Annotated in this window: 2 protein-coding genes and 1 pseudogene; all 3 read right to left on the minus strand. The window is 63.7% G+C overall.

All coding sequences use genetic code 11. The features are described from left to right. Positions 1-23: 23 nt before the first annotated feature. Positions 24-5,676, minus strand: a pseudogene (locus DW49_RS1000000134135) (amino acid adenylation domain-containing protein); the annotation flags it as partial. Further along, positions 5,648-9,766 (minus strand): non-ribosomal peptide synthetase, encoded by a 4,119-nt coding sequence (locus DW49_RS1000000134140; RefSeq protein WP_032616504.1) that lies wholly within the window; start codon positions 9,764-9,766, stop codon positions 5,648-5,650. The gene DW49_RS1000000134140 and the pseudogene DW49_RS1000000134135, both read right to left, overlap by 29 nt. Next, positions 9,763-19,269, minus strand: a complete 9,507-nt coding sequence (locus DW49_RS0102180; RefSeq protein WP_024421087.1) for a non-ribosomal peptide synthetase — start codon at positions 19,267-19,269, stop codon at positions 9,763-9,765. The genes DW49_RS1000000134140 and DW49_RS0102180 overlap by 4 nt, the downstream gene beginning before the upstream one ends. Positions 19,270-19,469 lie beyond the last annotated feature (200 nt).

A 19,469-nucleotide genomic window follows, 5' to 3' on the forward strand; every position in this document is an offset into this window, starting at 1 on the left:
AGCTCGCTGCGTCCGGCACCGGCCAGCGCGGCAGCAACGGCTGCCAGTTCACCCAGCGCAAAGAGTTCGCCCAGTGGCAATTCCATGCCCAGTTGCTGGCGAACCTGAGAAACCATGCGCATGGCCAGCAGGGAATGCCCGCCCATGTCGAAAAAGTGATCGTGGCGGCCGACCCGCTCTACCTGCAACACTTCGGCCCAGATTTGCGCCAGGGCGATTTCAATGTCACCCTGCGGTGGTTCGTAGGCAAGCCCCAGCAGCGAGGAGTGATCCGGTTCAGGCAATGCACGGCGGTCCAGCTTGCCATTGGCGGTCAACGGCAGCGCGGTCAGCTCGATGAAGGCCACCGGGACCATATAATCCGGCAGGTTGGCCTGCATGTGCGCACGCATCTGTTCCGGCGCGGGCGCTTCGACGTCCTGTTGGCTGGTGAAATAGGCGACCAGGCGCACATTGCCCGGCTCGTCTTCGCGGGCCAGCACCACCGCTTCCCTGATCCCCGGCAATTGGTGCAGGCAATTGACGATCTCGCCCAGTTCGATACGGAAACCACGGATCTTGACCTGGTCATCGTTGCGCCCCAGGCATTCCAGTTGCCCGTCGTCCAGCCAGCGGCCCAGATCGCCCGTGCGGTACATCATGGCACCGGGCTGATCGCTGAGCGGGTCGGCAATAAATTTCTCGGCGGTCAGCTCCGGGCGGTTCAGATACCCCAAGGCAACGCCGTCGCCACCGATGTACAGCTCGCCGATCACACCCAGCGGCGCCAGGCGTTGCTGAGCGTTCAGCACGTAAACCCGAGTGTTGCCGATGGGGCGGCCGATAGGCACTGATTCGGCGCTGCTTGCCAGCGACCGAGCATCGTAAGCAGTCGCGAAGGTGGTGGTCTCGGTCGGGCCGTAACCGTTCAACAAATGCAGGCCCGGCGCCTGGGCCAGCAGTGCCCGAAAGCTTGCCGGGTCGGCGCGTTCGCCACCTGAAATCAGCACTCGCAAGCCGCAGAGCGCCTCAGGAATCATTTGCACGTACTGGTTGAACAGCGCCGTGGTGAGAAACAGCACGCTGACGTTGCCGTGACGCAAGGCTGCGCTGAAGCGCGCCGGGTCGATCAGCGTGGTGTGTTCGATCACAAACAGCTGCCCGCCGTTGAGCAAGGCACCCCAGACTTCCATGGTGCTGGCATCGAACGCCGGGTTGGACGCAAACGCGATGCTGTCCTGTTCGTTGAACTCGGCATAGCCGTTGTTCAACACCAGCCGGACGATGCCGCGATGGCCGACGCGCACACCTTTTGGTGCCCCGGTGGAGCCCGAGGTGTACATGACGTAAGCCGCTGTGTCCGCGCCTTGCGGCAAGCCCGGATCATGCGCGGGCTGATCGTCCAGGTGCAGTTGGTCCAGATCGATGCGCTGCACCGACGTGGCAATAGACATGGCGCTCTGCGTCAACACGCATTTCGCCTGGCAGTCGTCGAGCATGTAGTGCTGCCGCTCGGCAGGCGCATTGACATCCAGCGGTACATAGGTTGCCGCGCACTTGCCGATGGCCAACTGGCTGATCAGCAGTTCCAGCGAGCGTGGCAGCAGAATCGCCACATGCTCATCAGGCCGTACGCCCTGCCCCAGCAGGTAATGCGCAAGGTGGTTGGCGCGTTCGTTCAACTCGCCGTACGTCAGCGAACGACGACCATGCACGGCCGCAATGGCCTGCGGATGAAGTGCTGCGCGACGCTCGAACAGGCGGTGCACGGGCTGCTCGCGGGGGTATTCACGGTGGGTATCGTTGAACGTGGTCAGCAGTTGCTCGTGCTCAGCCTCCGGCAGCACCGACGATTCGATCAGCGTGGTTTTCGGTGGTTGTTGCAGTGCCTGCACCAGATGCACAAGGGCCTGTTGCAGATAAGCGCAGATCCGTTGCGGATCAATACCCGGTGCCGCCTGGACCGTCAGGCCGAAATCATCGCCGAAGTCATCGATACACACGGTCAGCGGGTAGTTGCTGCGCTCTTCTGCGTGGATGACCTCAATGCCTTGCCATGCGGCGCTGCTCGCCGGGTCATCGACCTGCGACGCCGCGCTGTGACGGTAATTGAGCAGCGTATTGAACAACGGCGCGCCAGCCGGCAAGGCGCTGCAGCGCTGAACCAGTGCCAGCTGAGCATGCTCGTGGGCGAGCATGCCGACCAGACGCCCGTGCAGGTCGAGCACCGCACTGCGCGCGCTGTGCCCGGCCAGGTCCATGCGCAGCGGCAAGGTATTGATAAACACACCCAGAGCGCGCTCACCGCCTTCACCCCCGCGCAAACGCCCAAGCAGCACGGTGCCGAACACCACGCTGTCGCGCCCGGACAACTGCCCCAGCACCTGGGCCCAGGCCAGGTGCATCAAGGTGGCGGCGCTGACACTCAACTGCCTGGCCTGATCGCGCACCTGGCTGCACAGGGCGCTGTCCAGTGTGAGCCGGGCCTCGCCAGGAATCTGCTCGGCGGAGGTCATTGCCAGACCGTAAGGCAAGGTCGGCTCATCGACATCGCCCAGTTGCGCGCGGAAGAACGCTTCATGGGCGTCATCGCCAGGCCCTTGCAGGACGTGGGCGATGTAGTTGCGGTACGGCACGGGGGCGGCGAGTCCGGCTTCGTTGCCCAGCAGTATGGCCTGTAACTCGTGGCTCAATACGTCAAGGGCGATGTGGTCCATGATCACATGGTGGTAGCGCAGCACCGCAGTGATCCTCTGGTTGTCCGGGTCATGGGCATACACCAGATGCAGCAGCGGCGCTTGAGTCAGTTCCATGCGCGGCGCATTGAAAAGCTCTGGCAAGGCCGTCTCTTGAAGGCGCAGCGGGGCCTGCCGCCAGATCACCTGAACCGGCGCTTGCAGACCTTCCCAGCACAACGCAGTGCGCAGAACGTCGTTGCGCTCGATCACCCGCTGCAAGGCCTGGCAAAAAGCGTCCAGACGCGACGCGTCGGCGAACGCGAACTGCGGTTGCAACAGATAGGGATCGCGGTCCCCGGCTGTCAGGTGGTGATAAAGAATGCCGGTCTGCAAGGGGCCCAGCGGATAGATATCCTGCACATTGGCGGCCCCGCCCGGCACCTGCGCAACGATACGGTCGATGGCGGCCTGATCCAGCGCTACCAAAGGCAGCAGTTCGGGGGTGATGTGCTGGCAATGCGCGTCGATCAGGTTGGCCGGCACCTGGATTTCGCTGTCGCGACCCACCGCCTCAGCTAGCGCGGCCAGCGTTGGCTGAACGAAAAGAACGCGAATGTCCGCTCTCATGTCCAGACGGCGCATGCGCGCAATCAGGGTCACGGCGAGCAGCGAATGACCGCCCAGTTCAAAGAAATTATCCTGCCGACCGACCTGCTCCACGTGCAGCAGCTCCGCCCAGAGGCTGGCCAGAGCGATTTCGACCGCGCCGTGCGGCGCTTCATAGGCCCGGCTGGCGAGGCTGTCGCGATCCGGTGCTGGCAGGCTTTTGCGGTCCAGTTTGCCATTCGCCGTCATCGGTAGGCCGGCAAGCCGTACAAAGGCCGCAGGCACCATGTAATCAGGCAGCAACCCCGACAGCCAGGTGCGTAACTGCTCGATATCCAGTCCGGTCTGGCCTTCAGCACAGGTGTAGTAGCCCACCAGTCGCTTGTCTCCGGGCACATCCTCGCGCGCCACGACCACAGCGTCGAGAACCTGCGGATGATCATTCAAGCGAGACGCGATCTCACCCAGCTCGATACGAAAGCCGCGAATCTTGACTTGCTCGTCGTTGCGGCCCAGGTATTCCAGGCTACCGTCGGCCATCCAGCGCGCCAGGTCACCGGTCCGGTAAATGCGCGCATCTGCGGCGTGGCTGAACGGGTTGTCGAGGAAACGTTCGGCCGTCAGTGCGTCACGGTTCAGGTAGCCGCGTGCCACGCCGGCGCCGCCGACATACAGCTCACCGACCACACCGAGCGGCACCGGCTCGCCGCAGGTATCGAGAACATACAGCTGCAAATCGGCAATGCGCTTGCCGATCGGGCTGGCGCCGACACGCTGGGCGTCTTCGGGCTGCACCGGGTAATAGGTCACGTGCACGGTGGTTTCGGTGATGCCGTACATGTTCACCAGTTGGGTACCGGCGTTCACGTTGCGGGCGTACCACGGCTTGAGCATCGCGGTTTCCAGCGCTTCACCGCCAAAAAATCACCTGGCGCAGCGAATGCGCCTGCGGGTTTTCGCCTTGGGCCGCAATCAGTTGGCGGAACGCACTCGGCGTCTGGTTGAGCACCGTCACCCCGGCGCTGCACAGCAGCGCGTAGAAGTCTTCAGGCGAGCGGCTGACCAGTTGCGGCACGATCAACAGACGTCCGCCGTGCAGCAACGCGCCCCAGATTTCCCAGACCGAGAAGTCGAAGGCGAACGAGTGGAACAGCGACCAGACGTCCTGTTCGTTGAAACCGAACCAGTTTTCGGTGGCCGAGAACAGACGCGCAACGTTGCGGTGTTCGATCAGCACCCCCTTGGGCTTACCGGTGGAGCCGGAGGTGTAGATCACATACGCCAGGCTCGTGGGCTTGACCGGCACCTACGGATTACGCTCGGATTCGTCCTGCAAACCGGCATCGTCGAGGCTGATCACCGGCACTTGCGACGCCGGCAAGGCGGCCTGCACCGAACGCTGGCTCAGTAGCGCCACCGGCGCGCTGTCACCGAGGGTGTAGGCAATGCGCTCCAGCGGGTAAGCCGGGTCCAGGGGCACGTAGGCGGCACCGGCCTTGAGAATCCCCAGCAGCCCCGCGATCATTTCCAGGCCGCGATGCGTGCAGATGGCGACACGGTCGTCCTCACCGATGCCCAGGCCGATCAGGCGATGCGCGATTTTGTTGGCCTGGGCGTTGAGCGTCGCATAGCTCCACGATTGTTCTGCAAAACTCACGGCAATCGCATCCGGCGTGCGCTGCACTTGCGCTTCAAACTGGCTGTGCAGGGTCTGCCCTTGCGGGTAAACCACGTCGGGTGCATTGAAAACGTCAGTCAACTGCCGACGCTCGGCCTCCGACAACAGCGGAATGTGGTTCACCACCGTCTGGCCGTCAGCGACCATGCCACGCAGTATCGCTTGCAGATAACCCAGATAGCGTTCGACGGTGCCGCGGTCAAACAACGCGGTGGCGTATTCCACGATGCAGCGGAAATGTTCGGCGCTGTCGCCGACGCTCAGCGCCAGGTCGAATTTTGCGAAAGCGGCCTGATCTTCCAGCGGTTGCAGTTGCAGATCGCCCAGTTGCAGGTCCAGCCCCTGACTGCCGTCCCAGGTCAGTGATGCCTGGAATAACGGGCTGTGCGCCAGGCTGCGCGGCGGCCGCAGGCGCTCCACCACTTGCTCGAAAGGCAGGTCCTGATGGTCTTGCGCCGCCACCACGCGGGCCTTGATGCGCGCGAGTAGGGTCACGGCATCCGGCTCGTCGGAGGTGTCGACACGCACGGCCAGGGTATTGACGAACAGGCCGATCAAGCCTTCGATTTCGGCACGACGGCGGTTGGCCACCGGCATGCCGACAACGACCTCTTCCTGGCCGGATAACCGCGCCAGCAATACCGCCCAGGCGCCCATGAACAGCATGAACGGTGTCACCGACTGGGCTTGGCAGAACGTTCTGATGTCAGTGCTCAGGCGCGCATCCAGAGTCAGCGCGACGCTGGCCCCGGAGTAGTCCTGATGCGCAGGACGTGGTCGGTCGGTCGGTCGGTAATGTCAGCAACACCGGCGCACCCGTCAGCGCCTGCTGCCAGTAATCGGCCTTATGGCTCAGGCGTTCGGCGTCCAGCCAGGTGCGTTGCCACACGGCGTAATCGCCATATTGCAGTGCCAGCGGGGGCAGCGGATCAGCCAGCCCTTGGCTGAACGCCTGATACAGCGCGGTCAGTTCACGGGTCAGTACACCCAGCGACCAGCCGTCGGCAACGATATGGTGCACGGTCAGCAGCAGTACGTGACGTTCTTCGGCCAGGCATAGCAAACGACCGCGAACAGGCAGGTCGTGGCGCAGATCGAAGGGCTGCGCGGCTTCTTCCTGGGCTACTGCGCGCAAGGCATCGGCGCCGTGACCGCGCAAATCCTGCCAGCAGATGTCCGGCACTGAAGTGACGGGCGCCGCCTGCACCCAGGCGATATCGTCTTCCTGGCTGAAGCGGCTGCGCAGGCTGTCGTGACGGGCCACGATGCGCTCCAGTGCACGCTTCAGGGCTCGGCTGTCCAGTGGGCCGGTCAGTTTAAGGCCCAACGAAATGTTGTAGGCGCTGTTGGCGTCTTCCATCTGCGCCATGAACCAGATGCGCTGTTGCGCAGAAGACAACGGCACCGGGCCATTGCGCGGCTGCACGTCGATGGCCGGCAACTGGCTGCGCGCAGCGGCGGCCAGGCACTGGGCCACGGCGCTCAACGCGCTGTCGGCGAACAGGTCGCCCAGTGTCAGTTCCAGCGAGAGACGCTGGCGCACCTGAGACACCATGCGCATGGCCAGCAGCGAATGGCCGCCCAGTTCAAAAAAGCGGTCCTGACGCCCTACCCGCTCGACCTGCAGCAATTCGCTCCAGATGGCGGCCAATGCGTTTTCCAGATCACCTTGCGGTGCCTGGTATTCCCCGCTGGACAGCGCGCTGCGGTCAGGCACCGGCAAGGCCCGGCGATCGACCTTGCCGTTGGCCGTCAACGGCCAGCTGTCTAGCCGCACCAGTGCGCTGGGCACCATGTAGGCGGGCAATCGGGCGGCCAGCGCCGTGCGCAGGTCATCCAGACCGGTGGGCGTTGCATCTGCCCGCTCGGTGAAGTAACCCACCAGACGCGGCTGGCCTGGCTCATCTTCGCGCGCCAGCACCAATGCTTCTTCAATGCCCGGAAGCTGGCTGAACTGGCTTTCGATTTCGCCCAGTTCGATGCGTACGCCACGAATCTTCACCTGATCGTCGTTACGACCCAGGTACTCAAGCGTGCCATCGGCGTTCCAGCGCGCCAGATCGCCCGTACGGTACATGCGCGCTTGCGGCTGCTCGGCGAACGGATCGCGCAGAAAGCGCTCAGCGGTCAGTTGCGGCTGGTTCAGGTAGCCACGCGCAACACTCTCGCCGCCGATGTACAGCTCGCCGGCCACCCCGAACGGGACCAGCTTGTGCTGGCTGTCCAGCAGGTACACCGAGGTGTTGGCGATCGGTTTGCCGATGTCCAGGCTACCGTCAGGCAACAAACGGCCTGAGGTGGCGACCACGGTGGTTTCGGTCGGGCCATAGTTGTTGATCACGGCAAAGCCCGGATCGCGATGAAACTGACGCAAACGGTCGCCGCCAATCAGCAGCGTGCGCAGCGTCGGGTGACGCAGGTCACGGCTGAATGCGTATTCCGCGACCGGGGTCGGCAGGAACGCGACCTGCAGCGGCTGAGCCAGCCACCAGTCGAGCAGCGCATCAAGCTGTTCGTTGCCGATGTCAGCTGGCGGCAGGTGCAGCGTGGCCCCGGCACACAAGGCTGGCCAGACTTCCCAGGCCATCGCGTCGAAGCCAAACCCCGCCACGCTGGCGGTATGGCTGCCGGCACGCAAGTCAAACGCCTCGCAGTGCCAGTCGATCAGGTTGTTCAGCGTGCGGTGTTCGACCATCACGCCTTTGGGCTGCCCGGTCGAGCCGGAGGTGTAGATCACGTAGGCCAGATGGCTTGACGTCAACTCGGCGAGCTGTGGGTTGCTGGTGTGTGCTGGCCAGTCCGAACGCTCAAGGTCGATCAGCGTTGCTTTCGGCCCCGGCAGGCTCAGCCCTTCAAGGCGGGGCAGCAACGAAGGTTGCGTCAGCACCGCCACCGGCGCGCTGTCGGTCAGCAGGTAGGCCACGCGCTCGTCCGGGTGGGTCGGGTCGATGGGCACGTAGCCAGCACCGGATTTGAGCACCGCCAGCAGGCTGACCAGTGTCTCCAAACCCCGCCTGGCGACCACCGCAACGCGGTCGTCCGGGCGTACGCCGAGGCTGATCAGGTGATGCGCAAGGGCGTTGGCGCGCTGGTTCAGTTCTTCATAGCTCAGGCAGTGCTCGCCCACTTGCGCGGCGATGGCGTCCGGGCGCGCCTGGGCCTGTTGTTCGATGCGCTGGTGCAAGGTCAGTGCGCATTGGTACTCGGCATAGTGGTCGTTGAAGCCTTGCAGCAACTGCGCACGCTCACTGGCGGGCACGATATCAAGCTGCGCGACCGGCATCTGCGGCGTCTGCTCAAGCGCATCGATCACGCTTTCCATGGCCCGTTGCAGGTAGGCGCAGAGGCGTTGCGGCTCGATGCCCGAGGACGTTTGCGCAGTGAAGCCGAACGCCTCGCCCAGGTCATCGACGCTCAGCACCAGCGGGTAGTTGCTGCGCTCCTGCGCCTGCAGCACTTCAATGCCCTGCCAGGTTTCGCCGGACGCCTGCGCCGGTGCGCTGTGGCGATAATTGAGCAAGGCGTTGAACAGCGGCGTCGGCGCTTGTACACCGCTGCACCGCTGAGCCAGCGCCAGCGGTGCATGTTCGTGGCGCATCAGGGCGGTCAGGCGCTGGTGGGTGGCGCGCACGGCGGCAGGCACGTCTTGATCGCCAAGATCAAGACGCAGCGGCAACGTATTGATGAAAATGCCCAGCGCCCGCTCCGTGGCCTCGGCGCCCAGCAGGCGGCCCATCAGCACGGTGCCGAACACCACGCGCGGCTGCCCCGTCAGGCCTGCCAGCACCTGTGCCCAGCCCAGATGGAACAGACTGGCGACGCTGACCCCGAGGGTTCGCGCTTGCGTGCGCAAGCGCTGGCACAGCAGCAGGTCAAACGTAATGCTGTGCTCTTCAAGGTCATCGCCGTCGCCGCTCAGGTCTTGCAGGCCATAAGCCAGCGTCGGCTCGTCGAGGTCGGCGAGCATCTCGCGGAAAAACGTTTCGTGTTCTTCTTCGCTGACACCCAGCAGCGCCTGCCCCACGTAGTTGCGAAACGGCACCGGCACACCCAGCGCGTCGGCCTGGCCGAGCAGGCAGGCCTGTATTTCATGGCGCACCACTTCAAGGGCGCTGTGGTCCATCGCGATGTGGTGGAACAGCAGCGTGGCCTTCACCCCGTGGCCGTCCGCAGGCGCGGATTCATGACAGACCAGACGCATCAGCGGTGCCTGGCCCAGGTCCATCGTGCTGCCTTCGCCCGTCGATACCTTGTCGACCTTCAGTTCAGCGTGACGCCAGACCACCTGCACCGGGGTTTCCAGCCCGGCCCAATGCACGGAGGTGCGCAGGATGTCGTGGCGATCGATGACCGTTTGCAGCGCCTGGGCGAACGCCTCCAGACGTGGCTGATCGGAAAAAGCGAACTGCACCTGCATGACATACGGATCGCCCTGAGTGGCGGTCACGTGGTGATACAAAATGCCCTGCTGCAAGGGCGCCAGCGGATAAAGGTCCTGCACATTGGCAGCCCCTCCCGGTATCAGATCGAGCAAACGATCAATCGCGCCTTGGTCAAGCTCGACCAGCGTCAGCATCTCGGGCGTGATCCGCTCGCAGCCCGGCACGATGCCATTGGCCGGTAACACCAGCGCCCCGCGTTTGCCACTGCGGTAATCGCCCTGTTCGATGAGTTCGATCAGCGCCGGCTTGTGGGCGCGCAAATGGTCCAGCAAGCCGTTGTCGCTCAAGGCACGGCGATTGCCCTGCACCACCAGTTGTCCATCCTTGACCGTCAATTGGATATCGTGAGCTTTGAGTGTTGCCAGGAGTTCGTTGATGCTCACAGGATAATCTCCATGTTTTCTGTGATGGCTGCGTAGCCGGCCAGCGTAGGTTGTTCGAAGAGTGCCCGGACATCGGCCTCGATGCCTTCCTGGCGCAAGCGCGCCGTCAGGCTTACCGCCAGCAGCGAGTGGCCGCCCAGTTCGAAAAAGTTGTCGTGCCGCCCGACCTGCTCGACACCGAGCAGTTCGGCCCAGAGGCTGGCCAAGAGGGTTTCGGTCTCGCCTTGCGGTGCCTCGTAAGGCCGGGTCAGCAGTGCGTCGACGCCCGGTGCAGGCAGAGCCTTGCGATCCAGCTTGCCGTTGGGGGCCAGCGGCATCTCGTGCAGGTGCACATAGAGGGCCGGCACCATGTAATCGGGCAGTTGCGCGCGCAACAGCTCGCGCAAGGTCTCGATGGGCAGCAGCGTGCTGGTGTAATAGGCCACCAGTCGCTGGCCGCCCGGTGGCTCGTCACGCACCAGCACCACCGCTTGTTGAATGTCTGGGTGGGCGGTCAGGCAGGCCTGAATATCACCCGGCTCGATACGCAGGCCGTGGATTTTCACCTGATCGTCGTTGCGCCCCAGAAACTCCAGTAGGCCGTCCGCCCGCTGACGCACCAGATCGCCACTGCGGTACAAGCGGTCGCCACGGACAAACGGGCTGTCGATGAAACGCTCGGCATCCGCTTGCGGCAGGTTCAGGTAACCGCGTGTCACACCGGCCCCGCCAATGTGCAACTGGCCGCTCACCCCTTGCGGCACGGGATGGTCTTGCGCATCGAGCACATACAGGCGGGTGTTGCTGATCGGCCGACCGATGGGCAATACGCTGCCTGGCACGGGCTGATGAGGCTCCAGGGTCCAGACGCTGCAATCCACCGTGGTTTCGGTCGGGCCATAAACGTTGTGCAGGCGCACCTGCGGCAGCCGCTGGCGTAACTGTTCGGCCAGCGCGACGGTCAATTCGCCACCGCCGCAAACAATGTCGGTCAGGCTGTGGCACTCGCGGCTTTGCGGCAGGTCGAGAAACTGCTGCAACAGCACGGGCACGAACTGCACCACGCTGATCTTGCGTTCCTGAATCACCTGGGCCACATAAGCCGGATCGCGTTGGCCATCAGGGCGCGCCAGGACCAGCGGAATGCCGCTGCTCAACGGCCAGAAAATCTCCCAGACCGACGCGTCGAAACTGATGGGGGTTTTGTGCAGCAGCGCCGAACCCGAGCTCGGCGGGCACAGCTGTGAGCTCCACTGCACCAGGTTGCTGACGTTGCGATGCTCGACCATCACCCCTTTTGGCGTACCGGTGGAGCCGGAGGTGTAGATGACATACGCCAGGTGGTTCGGCGTCAGGTCGGCGACGCGAGGATTGGCAAAGCGCTGCATGTCCCAGTTGGCGCTGTCCAGATCGACACGCGGTGTACCTTCATCGTCGAGCAGTGCGCGGGTGCTCGCCTGTGTCAGGAGCACGACGGGCGCGCTGTCCTTGAACATGTAGTGCAGGCGTTCGCGCGGATAACTCGGGTCCAGCGGCACATAAGCACCACCGGCCTTGAGGATCGCCAGCAGGCCGACCACCATACCAACGCCGCGCTCGACACAAATCGCTACGCGGTCGTCAGGACGTACACCCAGCTTGATCAGGTGATGAGCCAGGCAGTTGGCCTGTTCGTTGAGCTGCCGATAGGTCAATTGCGAACGTCCGGCGCGCACTGCGACCGCCTGCGGGGTGCGCGCAACCTGGGCTTCAAACAGGCCCTGCAGGGTTTGCTGCAAGTCGTGATGCACGTCAGTGGCGTTGAAATCGACCAGCAAGCGCTGGCGCTCGTCGGCAGGCAGCACCGGCAGGCGCTGGAGTGGCAGATCCGGCTGATTCTCCAGCGCGTCGCGCATGCCGGCCAGCACCTGTTGCACATAGCCGCAGATACGCCGGGCGCCGATTTCGGCTGGCACCGTGACGCTCAGGCGCAGGCTTTCGCCCAGATCATCGACGTTGAGGCTTAGTGGATAGTTGGTGTGTTTTTCGCTGGCGAGAATGTTCAGGCCCTGCCAGGCATCGTGCTGTGCATCCTGGCGCGCCTGGCCTGCGGCATGGCGATAGTTGAGGATTGCGCTGAACAACGGCAGCGGCGCGGCCACCCCACTCCAGCGCTGCGCCTGGGCCAGCGAAGCGTGCTCGTGGCCGAGCAATTGGGCCAGACGGGCATGTGTGGCGCGGGCGCCGTCGCGCACGCCGACGTTGTCCAGATCGATACGCAGCGGCAGGGTATTGATGAAAATGCCCATGCCTCGGTCGGCACCCGCCCCGCCTTGCAAGCGACCCAGCAGCACCGTGCCGAAAACCACGCGCGGGTTACCGGTGGCAGCGGCCAGTACGCGACCCCATGCCAGATGAAGCAGGCTGGCAACGCTGCCCCCCAATTGCCGCGCCTGACTGCGCAGCCCGCGTAACAGTGCGTCGGGCACTACCTGCTGCGCTTCCTCGATGGAACGGCTGTCACCCTGCACATCGCGCAGGTCGAACGGCAGGGTTGGCTCGTCGATGTCGCCCAGTTGCTCGCGGAAATACGTTTCGTGCTCGGCTTCGCTGACGCCCATTCGTGCCTGCGCCACATAGTTGCGATACGGCACGGCGGGCAGCGTAGGGCCGGGCTCGCCGCGCAGGTGAGCGAGCATTTCCTCGCGCATGACTTCAAGGGCCGTGGCATCCACCACGATGTGATGGAACTGTAATGTTGCCGACAGGCTAGGGCCGGTTACGTCCGGGCTGTAGAGCAGGCGAATCAGCGGCGCACCCGCAAGGTCCATGCGTGCCGTGCCTGCTTCGGCGTCAACCTGCGTCGGCGCAACGCGCTCGACAGTCAGATCGGCGTGCCGCCAGACCACCTGTTGCGGCACCTCCAGCCCTTGCCAGACAATTGCGGTACGCAGACTGTCGTGGCGCGCGATGACCGTGCGCAAGGCAGCGGCGACAGCGTTCAGCCGCTCCAGGCTGTCAACATTGATGCGCAATTGCAGCAGGTACGGGTCGCCCTGTTCGGCCGTCAGGTGGTGATAAAGAATGCCTTCCTGCAGCGGCGCCAACGGGTAGATTTCCTGCACATTGGCCGCCCCGCCTGGCACCGTGGCGACAATGCGGTCGATGGTCGGCTGGTCGAGCCGGGTCAGGCTCAACAGCTCAGGGGTGATGTGCGTGCAGCCCGTCGGCACGCGGTTGACCGGTGCGCTGATCTCGCGGCCCTTGCCCACGGAGGCAGCCAGCGCAGCCACGGTGGGCTGGCCCAGCAACACCCGTACATCGACGCTCAGGCCGATGGTGCGCAGGCGCTCGACCAGGCTGACCGCCAAGAGCGAATGGCCACCCAGTTCAAAGAAGTTGTCGTGACGGCCGACGTGCGCAAGGCCGAGCACCTGCGCCCAGAGCTGCGCCATGACGGTTTCTGTTTCGCCCTGCGGTGCCTCGTAGGCCTGCCCAGTCAGCGCTTGCAGATCCGCGTCTGGCAGTGCATTGCGATCCAGCTTGCCGTGGCTGGTCAGCGGCAACGATTGCAGGCGCATAAAGGCCAGCGGCACCATGTGCGACGGCAAACAAGCCTGTAGCGCCTCGCGCAGGGTTTCGGGTTCCACAGCGAACACTTCGGTGAACCAGGCCAGCAAGCGTTCGCCGCGCACCAGCACCACGGCGTCTTTGACGCCTGCCTGGCGGGCAAGCGCTGCCTCGATCTCACCCAGCTCGATGCGCATGCCGCGGATCTTCACTTGATCGTCGTTACGGCCCAGGTAATCCAGGCTGCCATCGACATTCCAGCGCACCAGATCGCCGCTGCGATACATGCGCGCCTGCACCTTGTCGCTGAACGGGTCGGCGACAAAGCGCTCTTCGGTCATTTGCGGCTTGTTCAAATAGCCACGGGCAACGCCTGCGCCGCCAATGTACAGCTCGCCGATAACCCCGACCGGAACGGGTTGCAGTTGCTCATCCAGCACGTAAACGCGGGTGTTGGCGATCGGACCGCCAATGTGCAGCGGGCCGCCCGGGGTTACCGGCCCGGAGGTCGCTACTACTGTGGTTTCAGTCGGGCCGTAGTTATTGATCACCGCAAAGCCGGGGTCGCTGTCGAACTGGCGCAAGCGGTCGCCGCCGATCAGCAGCGTGCGCAGCGTCGGGTGCTGCCGAGGGCGTCTGAACGCCTGTTCAGCCACCGGCGTCGGCAGGAAACTGACCTGCAGCGGTTGCTCCAGCCACCAGTCGAGCAGTTCATCGACGTGTTCGTTGCCCACCTGCGCGGGCGGCAGGTGCAGCACGGCACCGGCACACAACGCTGGCCAGACTTCCCAGGCCATTGCATCAAAACCGAAACCGGCCACGCTCGCCGTATGACTGCCTGCATGCAGCGCAAACGCCTGGCAGTGCCAATGCACCAGATTGGCCAGCGTGCAGTGCTCGACCATCACGCCCTTGGGTTGGCCGGTGGAGCCGGAGGTGTAAATCACGTACGCCAGGTTTTGCGCATCAAGGCCCTGCACCTGGGGATTGCTGTCGGGGTGCGAATGCACGTCGGCCTGCTCGATGTTCAGCTGAGCGGTCTCACCCACCAGAGCAAGCGTCGCGTGCTCGGTCAGCACCAGACGCGGCGTGCTGTCTTGCAGCAGGTAAGCAATGCGCTCGGCCGGATAAACCGGGTCTACCGGCACATAGGCGGCACCCGCCTTGAGTACGGCGAGCATGGCGATCAGACGTTGCGGCCCACGGTGCAGGCACAGCGCGACCCGCTCGTCCGGCATAACGCCCAGGCTGATCAGATGATGCGCGAGGCGATTTGCCTGCTGGTTGAGCTGGGCATACGTCAGGGTGTTGCCATCCTGAATCAGCGCAGGGCTTTGTGGCGTTCTGGCAACCTGCGCTTCAATCAGCGCGTGCACGGTGAGACGCTCCGGGAACGCCAGCCCGGCAGGATTGAAATCTTCCAGCAAGTGCCGGCGCTCATCGGCGTCGAGGATCGAAACGTTGTCCAGCGCCAACGGCCAGGCCCGTTCCAGCGCCTGAACCAGTTGCTCCAGGGTATTTTGCATCCAGCCCGCAACACGCTTGGCGCCCATGCCCTGCATGGCCAGCACGTGCAGGTCGAAGTTCTCGCCCAGGTCATCGACGCTGAGGGTCAGCGGGTAGTTGCTGCGTACATCACCGCCGAGCACCCGCACGCCTTGCCAGAGCCCTTCGCCGTCGTGCGGCTTGACCTCGGCGCTGTGGCGGTAGTTGAGCAAGGCGCTGAACAGCGGCGTACCCGAGGCCACGCCGCTGCAACCCTGAGCGAGTACCAAGGATGCCTGTTCATGGGCGATCAGCGCAGCAAGCCTTGAATGCACAGCCTTCACCGCTGCACGGGTGGCAAGCGCGGTGTCGACCCGCAACGGCAGGGTATTGATGAAAACCCCTAGCGCCCGCTCGGCACCCTCGCCGCCCATGCGCCCGAGCAAAACGGTACCGAACACCACGTCGCGGCGGTTGGCGAGCACGCCAAGTACCCGCGCCCAGGCGACGTGCATCAAACTGGCGGCGCTCACGCCGAGTTGGCGGGCTTGCTCACGCAGCCGCAGCGCCAGATTGCTGTCGAGTGTGCGTCGATCCTCTTCGATACCGCTGCCATCGGCGGGCACATCATGTATGCCGAAAGGCAGGGTCGGTTCTTCGACATCACTGAGCATTTCACTGAAAAACGCCTTGTGGCGCGCGTCGTCGTTGCGCAGGTTCACCTGTGCCACGTAGTTGCGGTACGGCACTGGCGTTTTCAGCGCCGAATGCTGCCCAGACAACAGTGCCTGCATTTCGCGGCTGACCACTTCCATCGCGGTGTTATCGAGCACCAGGTGATGGAACAGCAGAATTGCGACTGTTTCGCCGCTCGACGAATCGTGGGCATGCACCAGACGCATCAAGGGTGCCTGGGCCAGATCCAGCCGGTGGCTGCGGGCGTCATACCGCCGTTGCAGGCGATCAACGACTGAAATCTGTGAGTCTTCGGCGTCGAAATCGACTGCCTGCAACGTCAGTTCGGCACGGCGCCAGACCACTTGCTGCGGGCTTTCCAGCCCTTCCCAGACCACCGAGGTGCGCAGAATGTCGTGGCGGTCGATGACCTGTTGCAAGGCAGCGGCCCAGGTGTGAAGACGTTCAAGGCTGTCGAACGCCAGACGCCATTGCAGCAGGTACGGATCGCCCTGCTCAGCGGTCAGGTGATGATAGAGAATGCCTTCCTGCAAGGGGGCCAGCGGGTAGATTTCCTGCACGTTGGCGGCACCGCCTGGCACGCTGGCGACAATTCGGTCGATGGCGACTTGTTCAAGCGTCACCAGGCTCAACATGTCCGCAGTGATTCGCGTACAGCCTGGCGGAACGCGGTTTTCGGGTACCTGAAACGCTTGGGCGTTAGTCGCGGCAGTGTTGCAAGCGGCCAGCGCAGCCAGGGTCGGCTGGCTGAGCAGCACATGCACATCGGCCTGCAAACCTGCCTTGCGCAACTGTTCGACCAGTTTGACCGCCAGTAACGAATGGCCGCCCAGCTCGAAGAAGTTATCGTGCCGCCCTACCCGTTCCACGCCGAGCACCTGCGCCCAGACGGGCGCCATTGCGATTTCCACCTCGCCCAGTGGCGCCTCGTAAACGTGACCGAGCAAGTACGCAGGGTCCGGGTCGGGCAGCGCACGGCGGTCAAGTTTGCCGTTGGCGGTCAATGGCAGCGAAGCCATGCGCGTGAAGGCTCGCGGCACCATGTAACCGGGCAAAAGTGCTCTTAGTGCATGATTCAGTGCATCGGTATCGACCGCAGACGTTTCAGTGAACCAGGCCAGCAGATGGAAATCGCGGACCAGCACCACGGCGTCTTTGACGCCTTCCTGGCGGGTCAGCACCGCCTCGATTTCACCCGGCTCGATGCGCATGCCGCGAATCTTCACCTGGTCGTCGTTACGGCCCAGGTAATCCAGTGTGCCGTCAGCGTTCCAGGCCACCAGGTCGCCGCTGCGGTACATCCGCGCGCTTGCGACGTCACTGAACGGGTCGTGAATAAAGCGCTCTTCGGTCATTTGCGGCTGGTTCAGGTAGCCACGCGCCACGCCTGCACCGCCGATGTAAAGCTCACCGGGGACGCCCGGCGGCAGGGGCTGCAAGTGCTCATCAAGCACATAAACCCGAGTATTGGCGATAGGGCCGCCGATGTGCAGCGAACCGTTGGCAAACACCTGGCCGGAGGTGGCGACCACCGTGGTTTCGGTCGGGCCGTAGTTGTTGACCACGGCGTAACGGCGGTTGTGGGCAAACTGACGAAGGCGGTCGCCGCCGATCAACAGGGTGTGCAGGGTCGGGTGTTCTTCGTCCTGGCTGAACGCATATTCAGCCACCGGGGTGGGCAGAAAACTGACATCCAGCGGCTGGGCGCGCCACCAGTTGAGCATGGCTTCGATGTCTTCGCCGCTTTCCTGGATCGGGGCCAGATGCAGGGTGGCGCCTGCGCACAGGGTCGGCCAGACCTCCCAGGCCATCGCGTCAAAGCCGAAACCTGCGAGGCAGGAGGTGTGGCTGCCCGCCTTCACGTCAAACGCCGCGCAATGCCAGTCCACCAGACTGGCCAGCGTGTTGTGCTCGACCATCACGCCCTTTGGCTGGCCGGTGGAGCCCGAGGTGTAGATCACGTAGACCAGATTGTCACGGCTCAGGCCCGACACCTGCGGATTGCTGTCATCGCCCTGGCTGTGCGCGCAGTGATCCAGTTCGATCAGCGGCACCGCCAGCGGCGGTAAGCGATCCACCAGCGTCGATAGTGTCAACACGGCCACCGGCGCGCTGTCGCTCAGCAGGTAATTCAGACGTTCGCGGGGGTGCGACGGGTCGATGGGCACATAGGCTGCGCCCGCTTTGAGAATCGCCAGCAAACCGATCAAGGTTTCCAGGCTGCGGCGCGAAACGACGGCAACACGATCATCCGGGCGCACTCCGTGGTTGATCAAGCGCCGGGCCAGTGCGTTGGCGTGCCGATTGAGTTGCGCGTAGGTCAGGTGTTGCCCCTGAAACGCCGCCGCCACGGCATCTGGAAACGCCCGCGCCTGTTGCTCGATGCGCCGATGAATCAACGGCTCATCGCCGAGTTCTGTTTGTGTCTGGTTCCAGTGCTGCAGGTGCAGCTGCTCGGCAGGTGTCAGCAGCTGGAAATCCCCGATTTGCAGCGCCGGGCTTTCAACGCCCTGCTCCAGAATATGCAGCAGGCGCCCGGCGATAGCTTGTGCCTCGGCATCGTCGACCCAGGCCCGATGGTGGACAATGTGCAGCGAGGCGTCGTCGTTGAGGCTGTTGCTGCGCAAATGAATGGCCAGAGGCGTCGCTTCAAAGCCATTGGAGACTTTTACCGTTTTTGCCTGGGCCTCGCCGTAGCGGTAGGCATGGTCTTCCAGCTCGTAGGAGACCGAGACTTCAAACAGCTGGGCGCGCTCTTCACGGGATAATTCCAGGCTGCGATTCAGCTCGCTGACTGGAAAGCGTTGATGACGGAAATCGCGTTTCAGCGCATCACGCACCTCGGCCACCAGCGCGCCGAAGTCCAGCCCTTCGGCGAAGGCCATACGCACGGCGCTGACCTGGGCAAAGTGGCCCAATGTGGCCTTGAAGTGCGCGCCGGTGCGGTTGAGCAGCGGCAGCCCGACCACCCACTCCTTGCGTTGCGTCGTGCGTGTGAAGTACACATGCAAGGCCGCCAGCAACACATGAAACGCCGAAGCATTGTGGCGTTCGGCGAACTGTTTTATGCGCGCATGCAGCGCTGCGGGCAGCGCCTGCACCCAGGCATGCGACGGTGCCGGATCGGTTAACCGGCGGTTGTGATAGCGGGACATCAGCAAGGGTTCTGGCAGACTGCGGTATTTGTCCAGCCAGTAGGCCTTGTCCTTGGCGAAGCGTGGTGATGCATGATAACGGGCGTCGTCGATGATGAAATCGCTGTAGCGCGGCGCGTCGAGTTCAAGGCTGTGGCCCTCTATCTGCGCGGTGTACAGCTCGCCCAGTGACTTCATCATCTGCCCGTAACCCCACCCGTCAAGAATCAGGTGGTGGGCCTGGGTGGCCAGCCAGTAACCATCCGTGCCCAGACGAATCAGGCAAAATTCAACCAAGGGACGGCCATCGAAAACACAAGGACGCTGCATCTGCTCGCTGACCAGCGCCAAGGCTGAGCTGGCAGGATCGAGGTGATCGCTGAAGTCGTGCACTGCCAGCGGCATGGGTATGGACGCCGCGTACGTCTGAAGTGGCAAACCATCCGCGCCGGCGCCTGGCATCAGCACGGTGCGCAAGCCTTCGTGGGCTGCAACCAGTTGCGCCAGCGCACGTTGCAGCGCCTGGGCATCCATCGGCCCGGTCATCTGCATGTAGCCGCCGATGTTGTAGAGCGGAGAATCGCCACGGCTGATCTGGTCAAGCCAGATGTCACGCTGGGCAGCGGTCAGGGGGAATGTTGGGGCGACAGAGGCACGCATGGCTCAAGGTCCTTCTTGGCGGATAAGCCGCGGATTAGGCACTGCCAACTGGCCGATGTATGGCCCCTGAAACCCGGACACTGGCGTATAGCCACCAAGCGTGGCAACGGCATGTGTATCCGCTTGCTACTCTGTCCCTGTTTTCCGCTACAGACGCAGGATAAAAGCTTAGGCTGAATACCCAAAGACCCAGTGTCACA

The sequence above is a fragment of the Pseudomonas avellanae BPIC 631 genome, from assembly GCF_000444135.1.
GTDB lineage: Bacteria > Pseudomonadota > Gammaproteobacteria > Pseudomonadales > Pseudomonadaceae > Aquipseudomonas > Aquipseudomonas avellanae.